Origin of the sequence: Moorella sp. E306M (genome assembly GCF_006538385.1) — a bacterium.
Lineage (GTDB): Bacteria > Bacillota > DSM-521 > Neomoorellales > Neomoorellaceae > Neomoorella.
This window is the reverse complement of record NZ_BJKO01000001.1, coordinates 933914-959825: the sequence shown is the minus strand read 5'-3', so window position 1 is coordinate 959825 and position 25912 is coordinate 933914. Positions and strand designations below refer to the sequence as shown.

General features: G+C 57.6%; 19 protein-coding genes. 17 read left to right on the top strand and 2 right to left on the bottom strand.

The features are described 5' to 3' along the window. Positions 1-37 precede the first annotated feature (37 nt). The 10 genes from FLZ89_RS05120 (at position 38) to uvrB (ending at position 12191) form a co-directional block, all read left to right on the top strand. Positions 38-1387 carry a YjiH family protein gene (locus FLZ89_RS05120; protein WP_216363845.1) on the top strand — a complete coding sequence of 450 codons (1350 nt, stop codon included), beginning with the start codon at positions 38-40 and terminating at the stop codon, positions 1385-1387. A gap of 285 nt (positions 1388-1672) precedes the next feature. Next, a complete protein-coding gene (locus FLZ89_RS05115; RefSeq protein WP_141304552.1) occupies positions 1673-2743 on the top strand; it encodes an Rpn family recombination-promoting nuclease/putative transposase in 1071 nt (356 codons plus the stop codon). Positions 2744-2896: 153 nt separating this feature from the next. Then, a complete protein-coding gene (ftsE, locus tag FLZ89_RS05110; RefSeq protein ID WP_216363844.1) occupies positions 2897-3589 on the top strand; it encodes a cell division ATP-binding protein FtsE in 693 nt (230 codons plus the stop codon). Continuing rightward, positions 3579-4466, top strand: coding sequence for a permease-like cell division protein FtsX (gene ftsX, locus FLZ89_RS05105; RefSeq protein ID WP_141304551.1), 888 nt, complete (start codon positions 3579-3581; stop codon positions 4464-4466). Before ftsE ends, ftsX begins: the two co-directional genes overlap by 11 nt. A 25-nt stretch (positions 4467-4491) precedes the next feature. Further along, positions 4492-5625 carry a murein hydrolase activator EnvC family protein gene (locus FLZ89_RS05100; protein WP_141263814.1) on the top strand — a complete coding sequence of 378 codons (1134 nt, stop codon included), beginning with the start codon at positions 4492-4494 and terminating at the stop codon, positions 5623-5625. A 58-nt stretch (positions 5626-5683) separates the two neighbouring features. Continuing rightward, positions 5684-6856 carry a S41 family peptidase gene (locus FLZ89_RS05095; RefSeq protein WP_428846041.1) on the top strand — a complete coding sequence of 391 codons (1173 nt, stop codon included), beginning with the start codon at positions 5684-5686 and terminating at the stop codon, positions 6854-6856. A 148-nt stretch (positions 6857-7004) separates the two neighbouring features. Next, a complete protein-coding gene (locus tag FLZ89_RS05090; protein WP_141263816.1) occupies positions 7005-7562 on the top strand; it encodes a cysteine hydrolase family protein in 558 nt (185 codons plus the stop codon). Between the two features lie 67 nt (positions 7563-7629). Next, complete coding sequence (locus tag FLZ89_RS05085) at positions 7630-9063, top strand: RtcB family protein (RefSeq protein WP_141264108.1); 1434 nt, start codon at positions 7630-7632, stop codon at positions 9061-9063. A 264-nt stretch (positions 9064-9327) separates the two neighbouring features. Then, positions 9328-10098 carry a hypothetical protein gene (locus FLZ89_RS05080; protein WP_141304549.1) on the top strand — a complete coding sequence of 257 codons (771 nt, stop codon included), beginning with the start codon at positions 9328-9330 and terminating at the stop codon, positions 10096-10098. 98 nt (positions 10099-10196) lie between these two features. After that, entirely contained in the window at positions 10197-12191 is a 1995-nt protein-coding gene (gene uvrB / locus FLZ89_RS05075; protein ID WP_141263818.1) for an excinuclease ABC subunit UvrB, read from the top strand. Positions 12192-12237: 46 nt separating this feature from the next. Here the strand turns inward: uvrB and FLZ89_RS05070 are convergent, their stop codons facing one another. Together FLZ89_RS05070 and FLZ89_RS05065 are read right to left on the bottom strand one after the other, a co-directional pair. Continuing rightward, positions 12238-12711 (bottom strand): type II toxin-antitoxin system VapC family toxin, encoded by a 474-nt coding sequence (locus FLZ89_RS05070; protein ID WP_141263819.1) that lies wholly within the window; start codon positions 12709-12711, stop codon positions 12238-12240. Then, a complete protein-coding gene (locus FLZ89_RS05065; RefSeq protein ID WP_141263820.1) occupies positions 12690-12947 on the bottom strand; it encodes an AbrB/MazE/SpoVT family DNA-binding domain-containing protein in 258 nt (85 codons plus the stop codon). Before FLZ89_RS05065 ends, FLZ89_RS05070 begins: the two co-directional genes overlap by 22 nt. Before the next feature lie 139 nt (positions 12948-13086). On the opposite strand from FLZ89_RS05065, the gene FLZ89_RS05060 reads away from it, so the two are divergent. The 7 genes from FLZ89_RS05060 to FLZ89_RS05030 all read left to right on the top strand — a co-directional run bounded on the left by FLZ89_RS05060 (position 13087) and on the right by FLZ89_RS05030 (position 25901). Further along, positions 13087-16854, top strand: a complete 3768-nt coding sequence (locus FLZ89_RS05060; RefSeq protein WP_172613450.1) for a UvrD-helicase domain-containing protein — start codon at positions 13087-13089, stop codon at positions 16852-16854. Positions 16855-17242: 388 nt separating this feature from the next. Further along, the gene (uvrA, locus tag FLZ89_RS05055) at positions 17243-20158 is read left to right on the top strand and encodes an excinuclease ABC subunit UvrA (protein WP_141304548.1); all 2916 of its coding nucleotides are present in this window, start codon (positions 17243-17245) and stop codon (positions 20156-20158) included. Between the two features lie 16 nt (positions 20159-20174). Next, the gene (gene uvrC / locus FLZ89_RS05050) at positions 20175-22016 is read left to right on the top strand and encodes an excinuclease ABC subunit UvrC (protein WP_141304547.1); all 1842 of its coding nucleotides are present in this window, start codon (positions 20175-20177) and stop codon (positions 22014-22016) included. Further along, positions 21988-22800: a Cof-type HAD-IIB family hydrolase gene (locus tag FLZ89_RS05045; protein ID WP_141304546.1), complete on the top strand. Its 813-nt coding sequence runs from the start codon at positions 21988-21990 to the stop codon at positions 22798-22800. Before uvrC ends, FLZ89_RS05045 begins: the two co-directional genes overlap by 29 nt. A 3-nt stretch (positions 22801-22803) precedes the next feature. Beyond that, positions 22804-23538 carry a PHP domain-containing protein gene (locus tag FLZ89_RS05040; RefSeq protein WP_141304545.1) on the top strand — a complete coding sequence of 245 codons (735 nt, stop codon included), beginning with the start codon at positions 22804-22806 and terminating at the stop codon, positions 23536-23538. A gap of 23 nt (positions 23539-23561) precedes the next feature. Next, positions 23562-24461: an RNase adapter RapZ gene (gene rapZ, locus FLZ89_RS05035; protein WP_141263831.1), complete on the top strand. Its 900-nt coding sequence runs from the start codon at positions 23562-23564 to the stop codon at positions 24459-24461. A gap of 99 nt (positions 24462-24560) precedes the next feature. Then, on the top strand, positions 24561-25901 hold the full coding sequence (locus FLZ89_RS05030; protein ID WP_141304544.1) for a gluconeogenesis factor YvcK family protein: 1341 nt from the start codon (positions 24561-24563) through the stop codon (positions 25899-25901). Positions 25902-25912 lie beyond the last annotated feature (11 nt).

The following is a 25912-nucleotide window of genomic DNA, read 5'->3' as shown; positions in this document are numbered from 1 at the left end:
CGGATATACTAGATCGGAATTAGGAGGTTGTGCGGGAGTGAGCGCCACACCTGCCTTTAAAGCCGAAGCAAAGCAGCAATTACATGAAGATGATGTAATGTCCTGGCCAAATGTAGTGAGGTTCCTTCTATTTAACCTGTTCGGGATTTTCCTGTTCTTCGTTCCATTTAATTTTCGGGGCGCCAATTCGATTACCCTGGACCACCTGGTGACGGGTATAATCAGGCTTCTGCCCGGTATTGCACCACTTGCCGCACTGGCTCTAATCGTCGCTGGGGCAATTCAACCTTTTTATAGTGGAACATGGAGGCGCAGTACGGCCGACACGGTGTTTTCGTTTATCAAATTATGTGGCATACCCCTGGGGCTGATGGCCTACTTTGAGATCGGTCCTGCCCGTCTGTTACAGCCTGACATGCTACCCTTCCTCTTTAAAAAGATATGTATACCGCTGGGTTTCATAGTTCCAATAGGAGGCGCGTTGCTAACTTTTATCATTAATTATGGCTTGCTGGAGGCAGTAGGCACTCTGATGTGCCCGGTTATGCGTACTGTGTGGCGTTTACCGGGTAGGGCCGCAATAGATGCCGTAACTTCGTTCGTCGGTAGTTTCTCTATAGCCATGTTTCTGACCAACCGGCTCCTTAAAGAAGGAAAATATACCATTAGAGAGGCTGCCGTCATTATCACTGGTTTCTCTACGGTTTCGGTGACGTTTATGGTTATCGTAGCCAAGACCATCGGTTTGATGCAGTTATGGAACACCTTTTTCTGGACTTCCCTTTTGGTGACCTATGCGGTAACAGCAATAACAGCGCGTATTTATCCTTTAAGTACTCTTCCGGATGCGTATATAGGCAAGCCCTCCCCGGAAGAATGGGTAAGTGATAATTTATGGCGAGCTGCGCTATACCGGGGTATAAAGCAGGCAGCCACAGCTGGCAATCTGTGGCGCCATATAGGGCTCAACTTCAAGGACGCTGTTGTCATGGCCATGCGTTTCCTTCCGGTTGCATTGCCGGTAGGGTTGATTGCCTTGGTGCTGGCCAAAATGACACCCGTGTTCGATTTCCTGGGTTACATCTTTTACCCCTTTGCCGCAACGTTGCGCTTACCAGAACCGCTTCTGGTTTCCAAGGCATGCACCATTGCCATGGCTGAAATGTTCATTCCTAACTCCATTGTCGCCGCAGCCGGTGCTCCCCTTGCAGCAAAGTATACCGTAGGTGTGGTATCCATATCGACCATCCTGTTTTTTGCCGGAACCATCCCTATCGTGGTGTCTACCGATGTGAAGCTTTCAATGAGTAGCATTGTGCTCATCATGATCGAGAGAATCATTCTTTCTTTGGTAATAGCGGGTTTGCTCAGCATGATACTCTTCTAGACCCCTATAGTGTCGAAGATCCTCTCTAATAGCGTTGTGAAAAACCAAATCCTTGAAACCCTTGCGCAACAAGCTGTTGCGCTTATTGTTCACCTGGCAACTGTCGAACTCGGCGTATACCACAATTATAAAGGTAGTGCCGGGCACCTAACTTATTAACTTATCGAGCGCCTCCGGCCCCGCGCCGGTGGGCTTTTTCTTTTCACCGGCGGTACACGGTTCAGTTCCGCTTCATGTCAATCCCCTGCTGGATGTGGTATAATACAGCTACAGGAGGATGAACTCGTGCCGGATAAAAGAGAGCCCCACCATTCCCACGACAAAGGATACAAGCAGCTATTCTCCAGCAAGCGGGCATTTCTGGAATTGCTCAAAACCTTTGTCCATGAGGAATGGACGAAAGACATAGATGAAGATAGCCTGGTACGGGTGGAGAAATCCTACATTCTGCAGGACTTTAGCGAGAAAGAAGCAGATATCGTCTACCGTCTGAAGACGAAAGGTAACGACGTGATATTCTATGTTCTGCTGGAACTGCAGTCCACGGTGGACTACCTGATGCCCTTCCGGCTGCTGCTGTACATGGTAGAGATATGGCGGGACATTTACAACAACACGCCGGAGGGCGAGCGGGAGCGCAAGGGATTCCGGCTGCCCGCCGTCGTCCCGGCGGTACTGTACAACGGGGCGAACAACTGGACCGCCGCCCTGCACTTCAAAGAAATACTGGCCGGGTACCGGCAATTTGAGGAGCACGTATTAGACTTCCGGTACATCCTATTTGACATAAACAGGTACGATGTAGAAGAACTTTACCAGGCGGCCAACCTGGTTGCCAGCATATTTGCGCTGGACCAGAAGATGGACGCGGGAGAATTGATCAGGCGGCTGCGGAAGCTGGCCGGCGGGCTGAAGAACCTGGGCCGGGATGAATTCAGGCAATTTGCCACCTGGCTTTCCCATGTATTCAAAGCCAGGCTGCCGGAGCCGGTACAGGAAAAGGTTGACAGGATTATTGGCGAAGTCAATCCGTGGGAGGTGGAAAAGATGATTACGAACCTGGAAATAACCCTTGAAGAGATGCAACAGCAGGCAGAGATGCGCGGGTTAATTAAAGGCAGGGCTGAAGGCAGGGCTGAAGGCGAGGCGAGGGGCAAGGTTGAAGCAACACAGGATGCCATCTGCAAATACCTCAAGAGGAGGTTTGGCGATGCATCAGCCGGCCTGGAGCAGAAAGTCCGGGAGATGACCAGCCTGGAAGTGCTGGACAGCGTCATGGAGGAATTATTTGCCGCCAACACACTGGAAGAAGCCGGGGACATCATCCGGGAAGGTATCAATAAGTCCCTTCAGTAGTCCTGGTGGACGGTGTCGATTGGAGTGCCGGGCACCTAACTTATTATAGTGCCAGACAAATTATAACAATAACCACCAACCAAAAGGATTTTTGCTAGTTGTGTCGAAAACAACCCATGTGGTTGTTTTTCTTTTTCCCCTGGAGGTGCAGGTTTGAGTTTCATCCAGTTTTATAATGTCACCAAAGTTTACCCGCCAAATATTACCGCTCTCGATGACCTCAGCGTGAAGATAGATAAAGGCGAATTTGTCTTTCTGGTAGGACCCAGCGGGGCCGGGAAGACGACCTTTATCCGCCTCCTTTTCCGGGAAGAAACGCCCACCAGGGGGCAGATTCTCATTGGCGGCCGGAGTATTGCCCGCCTGAAAAGGAGTGAAGTGCCCTTTTTGCGGCGCAATATCGGCATCGTTTTCCAGGATTTCCGCTTACTACCCGAATGGACTGTTTTTGAAAACGTAGCCTTCGCCTTACGCGTAATCGAAGTTTCTCCCCGGGAAATTAAACCGCGGGTCGAAAAGGCCCTGGAACGGGTGGGCCTGAGCCACCGGGCGCGGATGTTTCCCCACCAGCTGTCCGGCGGCGAGCAGCAGCGAGCGGCTATCGCCCGGGCCATCGTCAACAATCCTCGCATCCTGGTGGCCGATGAACCTACCGGCAACCTTGACCCGGCAACGTCCAGGGAGATAATGAAGCTCCTTGAAGAGATAAATTACCAGGGGACTACCGTGATTATGGCCACCCATGCCTGGGATATTGTCAACAGCATGCGCAAGCGGGTTATTGCCCTGCAACAGGGCCGGCTGGTACGGGACGACCGGGAGGGGGCCTACGGTTATGAAGCTTAGAACGGCCGGTTATTTCTTTAAACAGGCCGGTATATCTTTGTGGCGCAATTTCTGGATGAGCCTGGCGGCAGTAGCCAGCGTAGCTATTTCTATGTTTCTCCTGGGAGCCTTTTTGCTCCTGGTTTTTAATGTCAATTATATTGCCTCTAGCCTCCAATCCAATGTTGAAATCGCCGCTTTTCTCCAGGTTGATACCCCCCGCCAGGAAGCTTACCAGATCCGGGACCAGGTTAAGACCATACCCGGTGTGAGGGAGGTAACCCTGGTACCAAAAGAAGAGGGTTTAAAGCAATTGAGCCAGCAATTTGGTGGGCAGGAGGAGCTGCTGGAAGCTACCGGTGGCGTCAACCCTCTGCCCGACTATTTACGGGTCCGGGTGGACGACCCGGAAACCATTCACGAAGCGGCGCGGATCATTGCAACCTTGCCGGGGGTAGAAAAGGTAAATTACGGCCAGGAGGTTGTCGAACGCCTTTTTGCGGTGGTACGCTGGCTGCGCTGGCTGGGAGCGGGTATTGTCCTCGTTCTGGGACTGGGGGCCCTCTTCCTGATAATCCTCACCATCCGCCTGACAGTTTACTCCCGCCGGCGGGAAATCAGCATCATGAAGTATGTAGGCGCTACCGACTGGTTTATTCGCTGGCCCTTTTTCCTGGAAGGCCTTTTTTTAGGGCTGGCGGGTTCAGGGTGTGCGGCCCTGACTGTTTATACCGGTTACAACTTGCTCTTAACCAGGGCGGGGGCGGCCCTGGTTTTCATACCCCTCCTTAATGACCGGGGACTGTTATTAAACAGCGTTTTAAGCCTGGTGGCCGGGGGTGCCCTGGTAGGTGCCCTGGGCAGCCTTCTATCCATCAGGCGTTTCCTGAAAGCCTGATCAAGCGCAGAAGGGAGGTGAAGCCATGCGCAATAAAATTACGGCCTGGTTGATGCTGGCGTTTTTTGCCCTGGGTATGCTACCAGCCTACGGTGCTACCCTGGATGAACTGAAAAAGCAGCAGCAGCAAATCCAGCAGAATATCGAGGAAAAGCAAAAGCTCCTGGAGCAAAAGAATGATGAAGGGGAAGCCCTCCTCCGGCAGCTACAGCAATTGGAACAGGAGATCAAGGAAAAGGAGGCTCAGATAGCCAGGCTGGACCGGGAACTGGCGGCAGCCCAAGAAAAAGTCCGTAAAGTGACGGCTGAGCTCCAGCAGGCGGAAGCGGCCCAGGAAAAACGCATGGATATATTGCGGAGACGCCTCAAGGATATTTACCAGGTTGGCCAGGTAAATTACCTGGAAGTCCTCCTCCATTCCACCAGCCTGGAAGATTTCCTGGTGCGCATGGAACTCCTGTCCAAGATTGCCCAGGGTGATATAAAGCTCGTTCAGGAAATCAAGGCTGAAAAGGAAAAGATTGCCGCCCGAAAGGCGGAGCTGGAAGCCGAGCGGGATAAGATTGCCCAGCTACGGCGCCAGGCTGACGGTGAACGGGTGCAGCTGGCTTCCCGCCAGGAAAGCCGGCGGCAGCTTCTGGCCCAGGTCGAGGCGGAGAAAAAGCGAGTCGCCGCGGCTCTGGATGAAATGGAAGCCCTGGCCCGCCAGATTGCCGCCAAAATTCGGGCTGAGCAAGCCAAAAGCAAGCGCCAGCTATCACCCGAGGGCACTAAGGGTATGCTCTGGCCGCTGCCGGGTTATACGGCAATTTCTTCTCCCTTTGGCTGGCGCATCCATCCCCTGCTGAAGACCAGGCGCTTCCACGACGGCGTTGACCTCCCGGCTCCTGCGGGTACGGAGATCATTGCCCCGTTAGACGGCCAGGTCATATCTACCGGCTACCTGGGGGGATACGGCAATCACATTGTCATCGATCATGGCGGGGGGTTGTCCACCATGTACGCCCACCTGTCGGCAATTCTGGTCCGGGATGGCCAGGAGGTAAAGAAAGGCCAGGTGATTGGCAGGGTAGGTTCAACGGGTTGGAGTACAGGCCCCCATCTCCACTTTATGGTCCTCCTCCAGGGTGAGCCCACCAACCCCATGAATTATTACTAATCCTTACTCTTCTTACATATAATTGGGTGAGGATTAAAGTAAAGTTAAAAAGCAGGCGGTGGTTGGCTTGCCAAGGATTTGGCGGCAGGTAAAGAGCGGGTTAGTGACTCTCTGTGTCCTTGTCACCTTGACCCTGGGGTTTGGAGTGGTCACCCACTTCCAGGAAGTTCAGCAGCTGGTTAAGACCTATACCTTGCTGCGCTTCCAGGCCTTGGAGCCCATCAATACGGACAAGCTTATGGAAGGGGCCATCAGGGGCATGGTGGATGCCCTTGATGACCCTTATTCTACATATCTTGACGCTAATACCTACCGGCACCTCCAGGAAAGCGTTAGCGGCAGTTACGGCGGCGTCGGCCTTCTTATCACCCTGGATGAGAAAGATAAGAGGTTGATGGTGGTTTCTCCTTTTAAGGGTACGCCGGCCCAGCGGGCGGGGATTAAAAGCCGGGATTATATCATAGCAATCGACGGCCGCGATACTACCGGTATGGACCTGGAGACGGCCGCCAACCTGATGCAGGGACAACCGGGTACCAAGGTAGAACTCACTATCCTTTCAGCAGGCGAGACTAATCCCCGCAAGGTAACCCTGACCCGGGAGATTATCAAGGTACCGACGGTGGATGGCAAAATACTTCCCGGCCATCCCAGCATTGGTTATATCAGCCTGACCATGTTCAATGAACAGACGGCCGGCGACCTGGGGCGGCAGCTGGACGAGCTGCGCCGGCAGGGGATGCAGAAGTTAGTTCTGGATTTGCGCAATAACCCCGGCGGCGCCCTGCCCGCTGCCGTCGACGTAGCCAGCTATTTTGTGGCTGAGGGGCCGGTGGTTTATATCGCCGACCAGAAAAATACCGAGGCTCTTATGGCCCGGGGGTATGCTAAACCCCTGCCCCTGGCGGTCCTGGTGAATAAAGGCAGCGCTAGCGCGGCGGAGATTGTGGCCGGAGCCATCAAGGATACGGGCAGCGGCACCCTGGTGGGCGAGACGACTTTTGGTAAAGGTATAGTACAGACGATCTTCCCCTTACCCGGCGGTGCCGCGGTGAAGATAACTACTCACAAATACCTGACACCGGGCAAGCATGATATAAATAAGAAGGGGATTACCCCTGATTACGTAGTACCCATGGACCCCCAGCTGGAACAGCAGGTCCTGGCCCACGCTCCTGACCTGGAGCGGGATGTACAGTTGCAGAAGGCGCTGGAGGTGCTGGAGAAATAGGTCATATAACGGACAGCATCTCGAAAACTACTGACCGGTGGCAGGTCAGATAACGGAGTTGGAAGAAAAAAGACTTCCCAGGGGGCACATGTTATAATTGAGAAGGTGCCCCTTTTTTATAACCGGAACAGGGAGGAGGAAAACTGATATGCGCCGCATCCTTTTTGTCATCGATATGCAGAATGATTTTGTCGCCGAAGGTGGGGCTTTAAGTTTTCCCGCTGCCAGGGAAATAATACCTTTCATAACAGGCAAAGTGAAAGAAGCCCTGTCCCAGGGCCGGGAAGTGCTTTTTACCCTGGACTCCCATGTCCCCGGTGATGCCGAATTTCAAAAATTCCCGCCCCATTGTTTAGAAGGAACCCCCGGCCAGGCCCTGATTCCTGAGTTACAGGCGCTAATTGCCCCTTATGAGAAGACAGGGCAGATTAAATTGCTCAAGAAGAACCGCTATAGCGCTTTCTTTAACACGGATTTAGACGCCTGGTTGGGGCTGGTGACGGGCAGCTTTAAGGAAAAGGTGAGCCAGGTCGATCTGGTGGGCGTGTGTACTAACATATGCTGCTTCTTTACGGCGGAAGAACTGGCCAATCGCGATATCCCTGTTAAAGCCTTTGCTCGGGGCATGGCCTCCTTCGACCCTGCCGCGCATGGATTTGCCCTGGAACAGATGCAGAGCGTTTTAGGTATTCAGGTAGTCGAATAAAGTACCGGGATAGTCGTGAGGTCGGTTAGCCGGGAGCAGTGCAGTATGGCCAGTGGTGAAGGTTACCATGAAGGAAAAGCTCAAAAGAGTAGCTCTAAATTGTTATGTATATCGCTGGGAAGACAGCCCGGTAGCGATTCATATTTACCTGAATGAAAAACTCCTATCCGCCTTTACGGAAACTGAAGCCCTCGAGCAGCTTTATAATGCCTCCCTTTTACCCGGGGTAGTGGGGCCGGTAATCGGCATGCCCGATATCCATACCGGCTACGGATTGCCCATCGGCGGGGTGATGGCTGCCGACTATGAGCGCGGCGTCGTCTCCGCAGGGGCGGTGGGAATGGACATCAACTGCGGCGTGCGTTTATTGACTACCAGGATCCCGGCCGCGGCTGCAGGTGGTGACATAATATCCAGGTTGCTGGCGGCGATTGCCCGGAGAGTACCGGCGGGGGTGGGGTGCGCAAGCCGGGTCAAAGAACTGCGTCGGGCCGATTTAGAAGCCGTTGCCGCCGACGGTGCCGGGTACTTCATCCAGGAGGGTTTTGGCCGCCGGGAAGATAGGGAGAGAATAGAAGACGGCGGTTGCCTCCCGGGTGCCGACGTGGCTGCCGTGAGCAGGGCGGCGCGGGAGCGGGCCGACCAGCTGGCCACCATCGGCGGCGGCAATCACTTTGTGGAAATCGGTAAGGTGGCGGCCGTTCTGGAGGAGGATACGGCCGTCAGGTTTGGGCTCTATAAGGACCGCCTCTACGTTTTAATCCATACCGGCAGCCGGGGCCTGGGCCACCAGATTTGCACCGATTACAGCAACCTCATGTGGGCCAATGCGGAACGAAACGGCACCCGGGCGCCGGTCAAGGGCCTGGCTTGCGCCCCCATCCATTCGCGCGACGGCCAGAATTACCTCAAGGCCATGGCCCTGGCTGCCAATTATGCTTTTGCCAATCGCCAGCTCATTACCCACTTTGTCCGGGAAGCCTTTGTTGAAGTTTTAAAAAAGCCGGAGGAAGAACTGGGCCTGGACCTTCTCTATGACGTGGCCCATAACATTGCCAAAAGAGAAAAGCACGGCGCCAGGTGGCTTTTAGTCCACCGCAAGGGGGCGACCCGGGCCCTGCCCGCAGGGCATGAGGGTAATCCCCGCTGTTACCTGGCGACGGGCCACCCGGCTATTATCCCGGGGAGCATGGGCACCGCCTCCTATGTAGTGGTAGGGACCAGCGCAATAGGGAAGACTTTCTGCTCGGTCAACCACGGCGCCGGTCGGGTTATGTCCCGGAAAAAAGCCCGGCAGGAATTTTCTCGGGAGGATTTATTGAACCAGCTCGGCGGTGTCGTTGTCGCTGCCCGGGATATTAAATTCTTAAAAGATGAAGCGCCCCTGGCCTATAAAGATATCGATGTAGTTGTCGCTACCCTGGCGGAAGCCGGCCTGACCCGGCCGGTGGTCAGGCTGCAGCCCCTGGGGGTGCTGAAGGGTGAAGGGGAGGAAGCTTAAGAAAGCGAGATGGCCGTTAGTGTGGACGTATGAACCGTAGATATAGCATTGAATAAGGGTCGGCCGTCGTCTACCGGCGGGGGCAGAACAATGGTATTATAAAAAGTCGTGTGAGTAGGTATGATTAGATAAAAAAGGCAATTTGTTGAGGTATAATAGAACCAGGGCAGGAGAAATTTGAGTTATCATGGACAGAGTCGCCGGTTGTTACGAAAAAGGCGTGCCGGGGAGGGCTGCCGAGTTAAAGAAAGGGGGTTAGACGCGATGGCAACGGAATTTAGAGGTATAACTCCGGAATTATACCATGCCATTATAGCTATAGTTGATCAGCGCATGGCGGAAATCAAGGTTACCCGTGCAGATTTCGATGATCTCAAAGATGTAGTCAAAGAATTGGCCGAAGCGCAGAAGCGTACCGAATATAAATTAGAGGAGCTGACCGAGGCCCAGAGCCGTACTGAGGTAAGATTAAAGGAGCTGGCCGAAGCGCAGAAGCGCACCGAGGCAAGGATGGAGGAGCTGGCCGAAGCGCAGAAGCGCACCGAGGCAAGGATGGAGGAGTTGGCCGAAGCGCAGAAGCGCACCGAGGCAAGGATGGAGGAGTTGGCCGAGGCCCAGCAACGAACGGAAACGGAATTGCAGCAGCTGGCGCGTCAGGTGGGTTCCCTTTCCGCTACTATGGGTTTTGGCCTGGAGGATATAGCCAGGGTTTGCCTACCAGGTTATCTGGAACGTAACCAGGGTGTAAAGATAGATAAGCTTACCAGGAAATATGTAGACGTCGGCGGCGAACCGGTGGAAATCGATCTTTTTGGCTCCGGGACAAAAGCTGGGCGACCGGTGACGGTGATTGGCGAGGTAAAGGCACGCATCTACAGCCGGGAAGTAAAAGCCTTTGCCCGTAAGGTGGCCAGGGTACGAGCATCACTCGAGGGCGAAATACTAAAAGTAATGTTCGGCTACCTGATTCACCCATCGGCTTCGGAATTAGCGAGCCGGGAAGGGATAATCCTGGTAGCTTCTTATGAACGCTAAAAATGACTGTCACAATATACCCTCGACACAGTATGATCGGCCTGGGTAGTATACCCCGGGCCGCTGTGTTATAATAGCTCCCGGAAGGGGGAAGCGCCATGCCGCCCTTTATCCTGAAGTCAGATTACCAGCCGCGGGGCGACCAGCCCCAGGCCATTGCCGCCCTGGTGGAAGGGTTGCAGAAAGGCTACCGCCACCAGACCCTGCTGGGGGCGACGGGTACCGGCAAGACCTACACCATGGCCCAGGTCATCCAGGCCGTGCAGCGGCCCACCCTGGTCCTGGCCCCTAACAAGACCCTGGCGGCCCAGCTCTGCGGCGAGTTCAAGGAGTTTTTTCCCGACAACGCCGTCGAGTATTTTGTCAGCTACTATGACTATTACCAGCCGGAGGCCTATGTACCCCAGACGGATACCTATATCGAAAAGGACAGCTCCATCAACGACGAGATCGACAAGTTGCGCCACTCGGCTACCGCCGCCCTTTTTGAGCGGCGGGACGTCATCATTGTGGCCAGCGTCTCCTGTATCTACGGCCTGGGTTCGCCGGAGGACTACAGCACCCTGATGCTTTCCTTACGGGAGGGCCAGGAATACGACCGCGATGCCATTTTGCGGAAGCTGGTGGACATCCAGTACAGCCGCAACGATTACGATTTCAAGCGGGGTACTTTCCGCGTCCACGGCGACGTTATAGAGATTTTCCCGGCTTCCTATCATGAAAAGGCCGTACGGGTGGAAATGTTCGGCGATGAAATCGAACGCCTGCTGGAAATCGACACCCTGACGGGAGAAATCCTGGCCCGGCGCCGCCACGTGGCCATCTTCCCGGCCAGCCACTATGTGGTGGAAGAAAGCAAGATGGAGCGGGCGTTAAAAAGCATTGAGGCCGAACTGGAGGAACGCCTGCAGGAACTGCGGCGACAGGGAAAGCTTTTAGAGGCCCAGCGCCTGGAGCAGCGGACCCGGTTTGACCTGGAGATGATGCGGGAAGTTGGCTTTTGTAAAGGCATCGAAAACTATTCCCGCCACCTGACCGGCCGGGCGCCTGGGGAGCCGCCCTATACCCTGCTGGATTACTTTCCCGACGATTTCCTGTTGATCATCGATGAGTCCCATATCACCGTGCCCCAGATCGGCGGTATGTATGAAGGCGACCGTTCCCGCAAGCAGACTCTGGTAGATTATGGCTTTCGTTTGCCCTCGGCCCTGGACAACCGGCCCCTGACCTTTGAGGAGTTCTGCCAGCGCATTAAGCAGGTAATTTATGTCTCAGCGACGCCGGGTCCCTATGAACTGGAACACTCCCAGCAGGTGGTGGAGCAGATCATCCGGCCCACCGGCCTGGTGGATCCCGAGGTCCTGGTGCGGCCTGTAAAGGGGCAGATTGACGACCTGGTGGGCGAGATAAATAAGCGGGTGGCCCGAAATGAGCGCGTCCTGGTGACGACCCTGACCAAGCGCATGGCCGAGGATCTAACCGATTACCTGCGCGAAGTGGGCATCAAGGTGCGTTACATGCACTCCGATATCGGCGCCATTGAGCGGATGGAGATCATCCGTGACCTGCGCCTGGGGGTTTTTGATGTCCTGGTGGGGATCAACCTGCTGCGGGAGGGGCTGGACCTGCCGGAGGTTTCCCTGGTGGCCATCCTGGATGCCGATAAGGAAGGCTTCCTGCGTTCGGAGCGCTCTCTGATCCAGACCATCGGCCGGGCCGCCCGCAACGCCAACGGCCAGGTCATCATGTACGCTGATACCATTACCGCCTCCATGCGGCGGGCCATAGATGAAACCAACCGCCGCCGCCAGATACAAATTGAGTACAACCGCCGGCACGACATTACCCCCCGGACCGTCAGCAAACCGGTGCGGGATATTATTGAAACAGCGGTGGTCGAGGAGCCGGCCAGGTACCAGGCGAGCCAATCTCAGGCTAAGAAAAAGAAGAAGGGCCACTTTAGTAAACGGGAGCTGCAATCCCTGATTAGCCAGCTGGAGAAAGAGATGCGCGCTGCTGCCAAACAACTGGATTTTGAACGCGCTGCCGAACTCCGCGACGCTATCCTGGAACTACGGCTACAAGCCGGGTAAATTGAGGCGAGCTGCCGCATCCCGGTAACGGCAGGACAAGGTTTTATCAACCATCGACATAGAGGTCAAGTAGAATTACTTCCGGTATAGTTGCTACCGCTGTATTAATTTTAGACCAGGTACGATCATTACCGATAATTGCCCCACACCCGGCTGTTTTTGCTGTGGCAATAATAAGGGCGTCAGGAAGACGCAAGTTTGTTTTTGCCCGGATGGCTGCAGCCATTTGGCCAATCTGGCGCGAAATAGGGATTACCTTGAGGCCTGGAAAATCGTCCAGGAATAATTTTACCATAGTTAGCGCTTCTTGATTATCTTGCTTTAGAGGCCCAACCAGGAGTTCTGTTTCGGTAATTACAGAAATGACAGCTTCTAGATTTTGTTGTTCAAAAAGGCCAAATAAAGGATTTAAGATAGTATCGTAAGGGCTAATACCCTGCAAAAAATAGATTATGGTACTTGTATCGAGGAGTAAGCGCTGGAAACCGGCAATCTTGTTTAAGAAGGCGTCTTTTCCCATGTTTCGCGTTCCTTCCCGACATAGACGTCTATCTCTTCTTTGGTTTGTCCGTAGATACCCTTTAATGATCCGGCCAGCAATTCAGTATAACTTTTAGTTTTGGGCCATATGATAAGCTTATCCCCATGTACTTCCAACAATAATTTTTGTCCCGGCTGGATACCAAGCTTTTTATAAATGGCGGCAGGTATGGTTATTTGGCGCTTACTGGAAATTTTTATGATGGCTTGATCCATTTCATTTCCTCCAAATCATTTTCTTACTTACTATTATACGGCCGGTAAGTGTACTCTGACAACAACTTACCGATAAATGATTTTAATTCTGCCTGTGAGGTAGCAGGACAGGTGCCAAAATCAATTATTATGGGTGATAATGTTGCATTTTATCGCCGATCTCCACGTCCACTCCCGTTACTCCCGGGCCACCAGCAGGGATGCCACGCCGGAGAACTTTTACCGCTACGCTGTTTATAAAGGCGTGACCCTGGTGGGCAGCGGCGATTTTACCCACCCGGCCTGGCGGGAGGAGCTGAAAAATAAGCTGGAGCTGGCGGAGGAGGGCCTTTACCGCCTGAAGGAGGAATTCTGCCGGGCGGTAGAGGAAAATACTTCCTCTGGGCTGCCGCTTTTAGGGCATAAGGGTAGCAACCTGGGCGGCTACTTCCCTAATGGTTACTCAAGTTATGTTCCCGTTGACGCTGACGGACACCCTGTGGTGCGCTTTATCATCAGCGGGGAGATCAGCACCATCTATAAAAAAGGCGGGCGCACCCGTAAAGTCCACCACCTCATCCTCCTGCCCGATCTTGAGGCAGCGGAAGCCCTCAGCCGCCGCCTGGAAGGGATCGGCAACCTTCATTCTGACGGCCGGCCTATCCTCGGCCTGGACAGCCGCCGGCTCCTGGAGATGACCCTCGAGGCCTGCCCGCAGGCCATCTTTATCCCGGCCCATATCTGGACCCCCCATTTCTCCCTCTTCGGCGCCAACTCGGGGTTTGACAGTATGGAAGAGTGTTTTGAGGACCTGGCCGGTTACATCTACGCCGTGGAAACGGGCCTTTCCTCCGACCCGCCCATGAACTGGCGCCTTTCCGCCCTGGACCGCCTTACCCTGGTTTCCAATTCCGATGCCCATTCTCCTCGCCACCTGGCCAGGGAGGCCAACATCTTCAACACCGAGCTTTCCTACCCGGCCATCCGCCGGGCCCTGCAGGAAAGGGAAGCAGCCAATTTCCTGGGAACGCTGGAGTTCTTCCCCGAGGAAGGCAAGTATCACTATGACGGCCATCGGGCCTGTAATATCTGCTGGCCGCCGGCCCGGACGCGGGCGGCAGGTGGAGTGTGCCCCGTCTGCGGCCGCAAGGTGACCGTCGGCGTGCTGCACCGGGTGGAGGTACTGGCCGACCGGGAAGAGGGTGTTCGCCCGCAGGGCGCCCGCCCTTACGAGAGCCTGGTTCCCCTGCCGGAGGTGCTGGCGTCGGCCCTGGGGAGGGGTACCGCTTCTAAAAAAGTCGCCGCCCTTTACTTTGACCTGCTCCGCCGCCTGGGCCCGGAACTGGTAGTGCTGCGGGAGGCTCCCCTGGAGGCCATCGCCCGGGTGGCGGGGGCGTCGGTCGCTGAAGCCATCCGGCGCATGCGCGCCGGCGAGGTAGAGAGGCAGCCGGGCTTTGATGGCGAGTATGGCCGGATCCTGCTGCTCCGGCCGGAGGAGAGGGAGTATTTCGTAGGGCAGGCCAGCCTGTTTGGGGAAGCCGGGGAAATTGCTGCCGCAGCAGCTACAAGTACCTGCCAGGCAAGTACAGCCGGGAAAAAGACTAAACCCGGTAAGGCCGTAAAGGAGAATGCAGCGGCAAAGGGCAGCGATGCGGCAGCGCAGGCGAGGCGGCGGGCAGCTCCGGAGGGGTTAGCCGTGCCGGCAGGGGGAGGGGTGAAGCCATCTATAGCGGCGGACCCGGGCCAGCCGGCAGGCCCTGCCGGTGGGGAACCTGTTCCGGTTAAGGCGGCAACAGGCGCTGGCGTTCCCCTGGCCGGCCTCAATGAGGAACAGCGGCTGGCAGTCACCGCGGCAGAGGGGCCGGTTATTGTCCTGGCCGGCCCGGGTACGGGTAAGACCAGCACCCTGGTTCACCGCCTGGCCTACTTAATAGGGACGCGAGGCATTGCCCCCGGCCAGATTACGGCCGTCACCTTTACTAATAAAGCGGCCGCCGAAATCCGACAGCGTGTGGTTGAACTGTTGGGGGAGGCCGGGGGGATTGAGGATTTAACCATTGGCACCTTTCACAGCATCTGCCTGGACCTGCTGCGGTGCTGGCCGGAACAGGACCGGGCGATAGCTCCGGCCTTTGCCGGCCGGGAGCAGCCCACCGTCCTTGATGAAACCGACGCCAGGAGCATTCTGGCAGAGATCCTGCAGGAAAGCGGGAGGGGCGGCTCCCGCCGGGCCCTGAAGCTGCAGCGGCAGATTTCCCTTCTCAAAAGCCGTGGCCTGCTTCCTTCATCCCCCGGCGTCCCGGAAGACCTGCGGCCAGTTTACAGCGCCTACCAGGAGCGGCTGGCCGAATACGGTGTCCTCGATTACGATGATCTCCTGCTTCTGGCGGTTGATTTGCTGGAGAGATGGATAGCTGCCGGGGAGGACACACCGGAGGTTAAAAGGTTGCTGGCCCGGTTTACCTACCTCCTCGTTGACGAATTCCAGGACGTCAACCCGGTCCAGTACCGGCTGATCAGGCTGTGGAGCGGCGATGGCGGCAATCTCTTCGTCATCGGCGACCCCGACCAGGCCATCTATGGCTTTCGCGGGGCCAGCAACCGTTTTTTCCGGCAGCTCCAGGAGGACTTCCCGGCAGCACGGGTTTTCCGGCTAACCCGCAATTATCGCTCCACGCCCACCATCCTCCGGGCGGCTGCGGCCGTAATCGCCCATAACCCGCATCCTGGCCTTAAACTTCCGGGCGACAAGGTTCTTGTCGCCGCAAAGGAGGAGGGGCCCCCGATCCTTCACGTGGAGGTCCCCGGTGAGATGGCTGAGGGCATCGCCATTGTCAGGGAGATCGGCCGCCTGGTAGGCGGCACCACCATGCTCCAGGCCCACGGCCAGGGAGGCATGGTACCTGTGGAAGTCCCGGGGGGCAGGGAAGGAGAAGCCCTCGGTTTTGCCGATATAGCCGTCCTGGCCCGGACGGGGCGCCAGTTAGAGACCCTGGAAGAATGTTTCCTGAAGGAGGGGATACCCTACCGGCTGGTAGGCCGCGAAAGCTTCCTGGAAGACCGGCCGGTCCGGGAGGCTCTGGCCTTTTGCTGGTGCCTGGTCAACCCGGAAGACGATTTCCATATTTATCGCTGCCTCGGTGGGGGCCCCTTTGGCCAGGATAAAAGAGATATCGCCCTGGTCCGGGAGACAGCCAGGCAAATGCATTGCCCGGCCTGGCAGGCCATAGAAAGGTTAACGGCAGGCGAGGCGTCGCCAGGGGCAGCAGCCGGGAAGGGTTTGCTGGCCTTCAGGAATGCCGTGGAGACCTGGAGGACCATAATGCGCCAGGAACCTCCTGAGCGCCTTCTGGCCCGCTGGATTGAGGAGCATAACCTCCAGAAAGTGGCCAGCATGAACCGCCTGCTGCGGGTGGCAGCGCGTTTTAACGACCTTTCTGCCTTCCTGCGCGGGGTCGTCCTGGCCGGCGAAGCTGACCATGAGCGCTGGGGCAGGAATGTAACTGCCCCCGAAGCAGTAAGCCTGATGACCCTCCATGCCGCCAAGGGGCTGGAGTTTCCCGTGGTCTTTATAGCCGGTGTAGAAGACGGATTGTTGCCCCTCAAAGAGCGCCCTGGCGTTCCTCCGGATGATGGAGGAGATGTTGACGTGGAGCCTTCTATAGTGGTGAGCCCTACCCAGGGAAGCGGGGAAATTTTGGCCGAGGAACGCCGCCTGTTTTACGTCGGCCTTACCCGGGCGCGGGATATATTGATCCTGGTATCATCCCGCAGCAGGACTATTGCTGGCAGAAAGGTACCTTCCCGGCCCTCTCCTTTCCTGCTGGAAATACCTCCGGAGTGCCTGGAGAAAAAGGTCTGGACCGGAAAGGCACAGGGGAAGCATGATGATGACGAAGGGAAATATAAACAACTCAGCCTGTTTTAAAAATGAGACTTAAAAACCAACACCCTTAACGGAATTACCAGGTTAAGGAACGCCTCCGGGTGGCGGTTATATCTGCAGCAGCGCCAACAGCCTGCCCGGCTACTCAAGCTGGAAAACACCCTGGCTATGCGGGACGCCATTAAGAAGTATGGCAAGTAGTAAAATGGAGCTTAATGCAGGGGGTATAATAGGCCCCCCCCCGCTTAAGTTAAGTCGTTTTTTCCCGGCCGGGTTGAATACCCGGCTTTTTTGCAAGCTGCCGGCGTTTAAGGGGGACATGTATGCCCCACATGGTGTTTATGATATAATATGGCGGGGAAGCAAGGTATTACCCTGGCCAGGTTTTACGCCTGGCGCAAGTCCAGTGAATTTCCCGAGGGGGTGTAGTATGGCCACCGATAAAATTGTCATCCAGGGGGCGCGGGCCCATAACCTGAAGAATATCAACGTCACTATCCCCCGGGATAAACTGGTAGTCATTACCGGCCTGTCGGGTTCGGGGAAGTCTTCCCTGGCCTTTGATACCATTTATGCCGAGGGGCAGCGCCGTTATGTCGAGTCCCTTTCTTCCTATGCCCGGCAGTTCTTAGGCCAGATGGACAAACCTGACGTTGACTTAATCGAGGGACTCTCCCCGGCCATATCCATCGATCAGAAAACGGCCAGCCATAATCCACGCTCCACGGTAGGCACGGTGACGGAAATCTACGACTACCTGCGGCTGCTTTTTGCCCATATCGGCCGCGCCCATTGCCCCCGGTGCGGCCGGCCCATTACGCCCCAGACGGTTTCCCAGATGGTGGACCGTCTCCTGGCTTACCCGGAAGGGACCCGTTTCCAGATAATGGCTCCCATTGTCCGGGGCCGCAAAGGGGAATACCGCAACGTCCTGGAGGAGATTCGCAGGCAGGGCTACGTGCGCGTCCGTGTTGATGGCGAGATCCGGGAAACGAGCGAGACTATCAACCTGGCTAAGAATAAAAAACATACCATAGAAGTAATCGTGGACCGCCTCCAGGTGCGGCCGGGGGTGGCCACGCGCCTGGCCGAATCCCTGGAAACGGCCTTAAAGCTTGCCGATGGTATTGTCCTTATCGATATCGTCGGCCAGGAAGAGCTGCTTTTAAGCGAGAAATTCGCCTGCATCGAGTGCGGCATCAGCCTGCCGGAAATCACGCCGCGTCTTTTTTCTTTTAATAATCCCTACGGCGCCTGCCCGGCGTGTACCGGCTTGGGTGTAACCATGAAGGTCGATCCCGACCTGGTCCTTCCTGATCGCGACCTGACCTTAAGGGAAGGGGCCATTGCGCCCTGGAGCCGCAGCAATAACGGCTACCAGCAGATACTGGAGTGCCTGGCCGAACACTACGGTTTCAGCCTGGACGTGCCCGTGCGGGAGCTCAAGCCGGAGCACCTGCAGGTCATCCTTTACGGCTCCGGGCAGGAGCGGATTAAATTCCGCTACACCAACCGTTTTGGCGACCGGCGCACTTACGAAGCTCCCTTTGAGGGGGTCATCCCCAATCTCGAGCGGCGCTACCAGGAAACCCAGTCGGAGTGGTCGCGGGCGGAGATTGAAAACTATATGAGCCAGCAGCCCTGCCCGGCCTGCAAGGGGGCGCGGCTGAAACCGGAAGCCCTGGCCGTCCGGGTGGGGGGGCTTAACATCTGCGAAGTCGCGGCCCTGAATGTCCGGGCGGCTGCCGGGTTTTTGCGCAGTTTAAATTTAAGCGAACGCGAGGAGATAATCGCCCGCCAGATTTTAAAAGAAATCCTGGCCCGGCTGCAGTTCTTGCTGGATGTTGGCCTGGACTACCTGACCCTGGACCGGGCGGCGGCCACCCTCTCCGGGGGAGAAGCCCAGCGCATCCGCCTGGCCACCCAGATCGGGTCGCAGCTCATGGGGGTCCTGTACATCCTGGACGAGCCCAGCATCGGCCTGCACCAGCGGGACAACGCCCGCCTCATTGCCACCTTGAAACGCTTGCGGGATCTGGGCAACACGGTCATCGTCGTCGAGCACGACGAGGATACCATGCGGGCCGCCGACTATATCATCGACATCGGTCCCGGGGCCGGCGAGCAGGGCGGCCGGGTGGTGGCGGCCGGTACCCCGGCAGAGGTAATGGCCAATCACCGCTCCCTCACCGGCCAGTATTTAAGCGGCCGGCGGCGTATCCCGGTGCCGGCAAGGCGGCGCCGGCCGGGCGACAAATGGTTGACCGTTAAAGGCGCCCGCGAGCACAACCTGAAAAATATCGACGTCAGCTTTCCCCTGGGCCTGTTTATCGGCGTTACCGGTGTTTCCGGCTCCGGCAAGAGCACCCTGGTCAACGAGATCCTCTACCGGGCCCTGGCCCAGCGCTTGAACGGTGCCCGGACTAACCCGGGGGCCTTTGCGGCCATTACCGGCACCGAGCACCTGGACAAGGTCATCGAGGTGGACCAGTCGCCCATCGGCCGGACGCCGCGCTCTAACCCGGCCACCTATACCGGTATCTTTGACGATATCCGCGCCCTTTTCGCGGCCACCCCGGAAGCCCGTGCCCGGGGCTACAAACCGGGGCGCTTTAGCTTTAATGTCAAGGGCGGCCGCTGCGAGGCCTGCGGCGGCGATGGCATTATAAAGATTGAGATGCATTTTCTGCCCGACGTTTATGTACCCTGTGAAGTCTGCCAGGGGAAGCGTTATAACCGGGAGACCCTGGCCATAAAATACAAGGGCAAATCCATTGCCGACGTCCTGGCTATGACAGTGGACGAGGCGGCGGAATTCTTTGCCGCCATTCCCCGCCTGCACCGGCGCCTCGCCACCCTCCAGGACGTGGGCCTGGGCTATATAACCCTGGGCCAACCGGCCACCACCCTTTCCGGCGGGGAAGCCCAGCGGGTGAAGCTGGCGGCGGAACTGGCCCGGCGCAGCACCGGCCGGACCATGTACATCCTGGACGAGCCCACCACTGGTTTGCACATGGCCGACATCGAGCGGTTGCTGAACGTCCTGCAGCGCCTGGTGGATGCCGGCAATACGGTGGTGGTTATCGAGCACAACCTGGATGTCATCAAGTCGGTGGACTATATCATCGACCTGGGCCCCGAGGGCGGCGAGGGCGGCGGCCGGGTGGTGGCCGCCGGCACTCCGGAAGAGGTCTGCCGGGTGGCGGAATCCTATACCGGCCAGTTCCTGGCCCCTGTCCTGGAGCGGGATAAAGAGAGGCAGGCGGGCCGGGACCTGGAAGGAAGCCCGGAGCACCGGCCTCCGGGCGGGCATCAGGACCTGCCCCGGGTAGTAGGGCAGGAGTAGATGAGGAAGGGATACCATGGACCTGGAGGAGAAACTGGCGCGCTTGCCGGATCACCCCGGCGTCTACCTCATGCGCGATGCCAAAGGCGAGATCATTTATGTCGGCAAGGCCGCTTCCCTGAAAAACCGGGTGCGCTCCTATTTCCGCGGCCAGCACCCGCCGCGGACGCAGGTCTTAGTCAGCCATATTGCCGACTTTGAGTATATCCTGACGGATAACGAAGTCGAGGCCCTGATTTTAGAGTGCAACCTGATTAAAGAACACAGGCCGCGGTACAACGTCAGTTTAAAGGACGACAAAAGCTACCCTTATATCAAAATTACCACCCAGGAACAGTTTCCCCGGCTGCAGATCACCCGCTCCCTGGTCCGGGACGGCTCCCGCTACTTCGGCCCCTATACCAACGTGGGGGCTTTGCGGGAAACCTTAAAACTCCTGCGCGGCCTTTTTCCGGTACGCACCTGCCGGGAGACGCCCCTGCAGCAGCGCAGCCGGCCCTGCCTCAACGCCCATATTAACCGCTGCCTGGCTCCCTGCAGCGGTAAGGTCAACCCGGAGGCCTACCGGGAAGCGGTAGACAATATTGTCCTGTTCCTGGAGGGGAAGCATACCACCCTGGTAAAGGAATTAAAGGAAAAGATGGAAGCCGCCGCCGAACGGCTGGAATTTGAAAAGGCAGCTAGGCTCAGGGACCAGCTGCGGGCGGTGCAGGAAGTCTGTGCCCGCCAGAAAATTACTGACGCCGGCGGCGATGATGCCGATGCCGTAGCTTTCGCCCGGGAAGGGGAAGCGGCCCTGGGCCTCATCTTCTTCAGCCGGGGGGGTAAGGTTATCGGCCGCGACCATTTTTTCCTTACGGGGACAGAGGGCTTATCCCGGGGCGAAATTATGGCAGCCCTGCTGAAAGAATATTACAGCCGGGGGGTGGAAATTCCCCCGCAAATCCTCCTCCATGACGAACCGGATGACGCCGCCACCATCGCCAGCTGGCTGGGCCGGCTGCGCGGCGGCCGGGTCGAGTTGAAGGTACCCAAACGGGGCAGGAAGTTAAAGCTTTTGCAGCTGGTCCATGAAAATGCCGTCAGCCTCCTCCAGGAGCACCTCCTGGCCCGCCAGCGCCAGGAGGAAGGTGGCAAGGCGGCCCTGATGGAACTGCAACAGGCCCTTGGCCTGCCGCGGTTGCCGCGGCGCATGGAAGCCTATGATATTTCCAACTTCCAGGGGAGCAGCCCGGTGGGGGCCATGGCTGTCTTTGTGGACGGCCGGCCGTTGACGTCGGCCTACCGCCGCTTCCAGATCAAGACGGTCAAAGGCCCCAATGACTTTGCCTCCCTCCAGGAGGTTTTAAGCCGGCGTTTCCGCCGCGCCGCCGGGCAGGACCCGCGTTTTGCCGAGTTGCCTGATTTCGTCCTGATTGATGGTGGCCTGGGCCAGCTTCACGCCGCCCGGGAGGTGATGGCGGCCATGGGTGTGGCGGCCATTCCTACCTTTGCCCTGGCCAAGGAAGAGGAACTGCTGTTCCGGGAGGGCAGCCCCGAACCGGTACGCCTGCCCCGGGATAGCCGCGCCCTGCAGCTCTTGCAGCACCTGCGGGATGAGGTGCACCGCTTTGCCATTACCTACCACCGCCAGAAACGGGAAAAGGGCGCCTACCGCTCGGTGCTGGATGACATTCCCGGCGTAGGTCCCAAACGCAAAAGAGCCCTGCTGCGCCATTTTGGGTCTGTTGCCAGGATAAGCCAGGCAACTTTAGAAGAACTGCTGGCCGTAGAGGGGATGAACCGGGCAGTAGCGGCCCGCATCCTGGAAGGCCTGGGGAGGAAAAATAATGGGGAGAATCCGGCTGGTAGCCCTTGACCTGGACGGGACGCTGTTAACTGACGATTTGGTTATTGAGCCGCGGGCTAAAGAAGCCATAAAGAGAGTCCGGGAAAAGGGCATAACTGTAACCCTGGCTACGGGGCGCATGTTCAGCTCGGCCAGGCCCTACGCCGTGGAGCTGGGCCTGGATTTACCGCTCATTGTTTACCACGGCGCCCAGGTGCGCCACTCAGGGACGGGGGCAATCCTTTTTGAGCGCACCATTCCTTTGGACCTGGCCCGGTGTCTAATCACGCACATTCGCCAGTTTGGTTATGCCTATAACGTTTACCTGGATGACCGGCTCTATGTAGATAAGGTTCAGGCCGAGAATGAAGAATATGCCTGGCGGGCCGGGGTGGATTTACACCAGGTAGAGGATATGCTAACCTTTCTCCAGGAGGAGAAAAGAAGGCCCCTGAAGATCGTCGTCCTCCGTGACGGCCCGGAACTGGATCCCCTGGAAGCCGCCATCCGGCGGGACGTGGGGGAGGGGGTCTACCTCACCCGGTCACTGCCCCATTACCTGGAAATGCTCAACCCCGAGGCCAATAAGGCCCGGGGACTCCAGGCCCTGGCGGACCGGGAAGATATCCGGCCGGAAGAGATCATGGTATTTGGTGACAGCTACAACGATCTCCAGATGTTCCGCTATGCCGGCCTGGCGGTGGCCATGGCCAACGCTCCGGCGAAAGTCCGGGCGGCCGCCGATTATGTCACCGGCAGCAATAACGACGGCGGTGTGGCCCGGGCTCTGGAGAAATTTATCCTGGGAGGTTGACCTTTGCTCCAGTCCTTCCGGGCTGATTACCATGTACATACCCGGCGCAGCGACGGCCGGGCGAGCACCCGGGCTATGGTGGCGGCGGCCCGCCGGGCCGGGCTGGAGGAAGTGGCCCTGACCGACCACGGCCCGCGTAATATCGGGGTGGGCGTCAATGCCGCCGGCGTATTCCTACGCCTGAAAAGGAAAGTGGCGACCTGGGAGTCCCCGGGTATCCGGGTGCTGGTGGGTGCCGAGGCCAATATTGTCGGTATAAACGGGGAAATAGACATCCCGGCCGTCGTTTACCGGCAGCTGGACCTCCTGCTGGTGGGGCTCCATCCCTATGTCCTGCCCCGGGACTGGCCGGCAGCCCGCGACCTGGTGCTGGCCAACCAGCTCCAGGGACGCAGCCGCCGCTGGCGGGAAAGGGCCGTGGAGGCCAACACGCGGGCTTTAATGGCGGCCATGGAAAAGCACCCTGTCTTTTGCCTCACCCACCCGGGCCTGGGGATGCCGGTGGATATTGAGCCCCTGGCCCGCGCCTGTGCCCGTACCGGTACCCTGTGGGAGGTAAATACCGGCCACCTTTACCAGCGGCCGCAAGAGCTGGCCCGGGCCGCCCGCTGCGGGGTGAAATTTGTCGTCAACAGCGACGCCCACCAGCCCGCCACTGTGGGCCGCCTGGAAGAGGGGTGGCAACTCCTGCGCGCCGCCGGGGTACCCCCGGAGCAGGTAATAAACTTGCGTCATTGATGCTTTTAAGGGAGGGGAGATTAGTGACGGCAAGCAACTATCCTCGTCTCGTCATTGTAACCGGCCTTTCCGGCGCCGGCAAGACCCAGGCTGTGCGCTGCCTGGAAGACCTGGGCTTTTTCTGCGTTGACAACCTGCCCCCCTCCCTGATACCAGGGCTGGTTGATCTCCTGGGGCAACCCGCCAAAGAAGGGGAAGGGATAAACAAGGTAGCCCTGGTTATGGACATCCGCGGCGGCCAGTTTTTTGACGGCCTGGAGGAAGCCCTGGCTTACCTGGACGGCCGGGGTATTCCCTACGAGATCCTTTTCCTGGAGGCGGCCGATGAAATCCTGGTGCGGCGCTATAAAGAAACCCGGCGCCGTCACCCCCTCTCCAGCGGCGGCCAGATTTTAGAAGGCATTATTGCCGAACGGCGGCGCCTGGAAGAGCTGCGGGGTCGGGCCAGCAAGATCATCGATACTTCCGAACTGACGCCGCGCCAGCTTAAAGAGCAGGTAAGCGAACTTTTCGGCGACAGCCGGCGGCAGCTGGTGATTAATATTATTTCCTTTGGCTATAAATACGGCATCCCCCTGGATGCCGATCTGGTTATGGATGTGCGCTTTTTGCCCAATCCTTTTTATAACCCCGCCTTACGCCCCTTTACCGGTCATGATCGCTGTGTGGCCGAGTTTGTCATGTCGGCCCCGGAGGCGCGGCAGTTTATCGAACAGTTTGCCGCCCTCCTGCGCTTCCTGATCCCCTATTACCAGCAGGAGGGCAAGTCCCACCTGGTCATTGCCATTGGCTGTACCGGCGGTCAGCACCGCTCGGTAACCCTGGCCAATAAACTGGGAGAAATACTCCGGGGCGATAATTACGACGTAGTAGTCAAGCACCGGGATGTAGTGCGTTATCTGAGCAGTGGTAGCAGGAGGTAGGAAGGCGGCGCAGGAGCCAGACCCCGGGCTGCCTGGCAAGGGTAAAGGTAGCGAGGGACAAAAAGGCCGGGCCCGTATAATATTTGGGAGGGGTGAAAGGTGGAGGGTTTAAAATGGCTTTACCCGGGTTTAAAAATTAAACGCTGGCTGCTGCTGGCTGCCGTGGGCCTATTTTTGTTGGTTTCCGGGTTGACAGTTATCCTGGGGGTTACTTTATTAGCCTCGGCGGAAAGGGGCGTTACCTGGTTTATCCTCCATACCCTGGGGGCCCTGGGATCACCTTTACTGGGAGGGGTGGCGGCTGCCGGTCTGGGCGTGGCCCTTATCGTTCTGGGGCTCCAGCGCCTGGCCGGCTCGGTTTTTAAGGTCCTGCTGCCCGGCAATACCGGTAATCCCTGGCAACTTTTTTACCGGCGCCAGTACCTGGCGAAAGGCCCCCATATAGTAGCTATCGGCGGGGGCACGGGGCTGGCCGTCCTCCTGCGGGGGCTGAAAAAGTACACCCGGAATCTCACGGCCATTGTAACGGTGGCCGACGACGGCGGCAGCTCCGGCCGCCTGCGCCAGGAGTTAAAAATCCCGCCACCGGGGGATATTCGCAACTGCCTGGTGGCCCTGGCCGATACCGAAAGCCTTATGGAGGAACTGTTCAGTTACCGCTTCCGCCAGGGCGAGGGCCTGGCCGGTCACAGCCTGGGAAATCTTCTCTTGGCGGCCATGACGGATATGGCCGGCGATTTTGACCGGGCCATCCAGGAACTGGCCCGGGTGCTGGCGGTTGGCGGCCGGGTTATTCCCTCCACTACCAGCTACGTCGTCCTGGGAGCCGAAATGGCTGATGGTACTACCATCCTGGGGGAAAGCAATATCCCCCGGGCCGGCAAGCAGATTAAAAGGGTGTTTTTACAGCCGTCCACCTGCCGGCCGCCGGCCGCCGCCCTGGAAGCCATCGCCAGGGCTGATGCCATTATTATCGGCCCTGGGAGTCTCTACACTAGTGTCCTGCCCAATTTACTGGTGCGCGATTTGACGGAGGCCCTGCGCCAGGCCCGGGCACCGGTGTTTTATGTTTGCAATATCATGACCCAGCCGGGGGAAACTGACGGCTATACAGTTGCCGATCACCTGCAGGCTATTATTGATCACTGCGGCCCCGGCCTGGTGGATGTAGTTATTGCCCATCGCGGCCCTATTTCCCGCGGCGCCTTAAGGCGCTACGGCGAAAAGGGGGCGCGCCCGGTCCCGATCAATGGACCGGCGGTGGCCAGGATGGGTGTTGAGCTGCGTACGGGCTGGCTGGTGGACGAGACCCATTTGGTCCGGCACCACCCTGAACGCCTGGCCGGCCTGATTATGGAAGAGTTTTACCGCCACCATTCCCGGCGCCGGCAGCGTTTTGGTTATCTGATCCGGGAGAAGTTTCGTAACCTGGGCGTTTAAGCAGTGCCTTA

Excerpts from the sequence above, each read along its gene's own strand:
- uvrC (WP_141304547.1), top strand. The coding sequence starts at position 20,175 with ATGGACCTGGAGGAGAAACTGGCGCGCTTGCCGGATCACCCCGGCGTC.
- FLZ89_RS05080 (WP_141304549.1), top strand. The coding sequence starts at position 9,328 with ATGGCAACGGAATTTAGAGGTATAACTCCGGAATTATACCATGCCATT.
- FLZ89_RS05065 (WP_141263820.1), bottom strand. The coding sequence starts at position 12,947 with ATGGATCAAGCCATCATAAAAATTTCCAGTAAGCGCCAAATAACCATA.
- uvrB (WP_141263818.1), top strand. The coding sequence starts at position 10,197 with ATGCCGCCCTTTATCCTGAAGTCAGATTACCAGCCGCGGGGCGACCAG.
- FLZ89_RS05085 (WP_141264108.1), top strand. The coding sequence starts at position 7,630 with ATGAAGGAAAAGCTCAAAAGAGTAGCTCTAAATTGTTATGTATATCGC.
- FLZ89_RS05060 (WP_172613450.1), top strand. The coding sequence starts at position 13,087 with ATGTTGCATTTTATCGCCGATCTCCACGTCCACTCCCGTTACTCCCGG.
- FLZ89_RS05090 (WP_141263816.1), top strand. The coding sequence starts at position 7,005 with ATGCGCCGCATCCTTTTTGTCATCGATATGCAGAATGATTTTGTCGCC.
- FLZ89_RS05070 (WP_141263819.1), bottom strand. The coding sequence starts at position 12,711 with ATGGGAAAAGACGCCTTCTTAAACAAGATTGCCGGTTTCCAGCGCTTA.
- FLZ89_RS05045 (WP_141304546.1), top strand. The coding sequence starts at position 21,988 with ATGGGGAGAATCCGGCTGGTAGCCCTTGACCTGGACGGGACGCTGTTA.
- uvrA (WP_141304548.1), top strand. The coding sequence starts at position 17,243 with ATGGCCACCGATAAAATTGTCATCCAGGGGGCGCGGGCCCATAACCTG.
- FLZ89_RS05100 (WP_141263814.1), top strand. The coding sequence starts at position 4,492 with ATGCGCAATAAAATTACGGCCTGGTTGATGCTGGCGTTTTTTGCCCTG.
- ftsX (WP_141304551.1), top strand. The coding sequence starts at position 3,579 with ATGAAGCTTAGAACGGCCGGTTATTTCTTTAAACAGGCCGGTATATCT.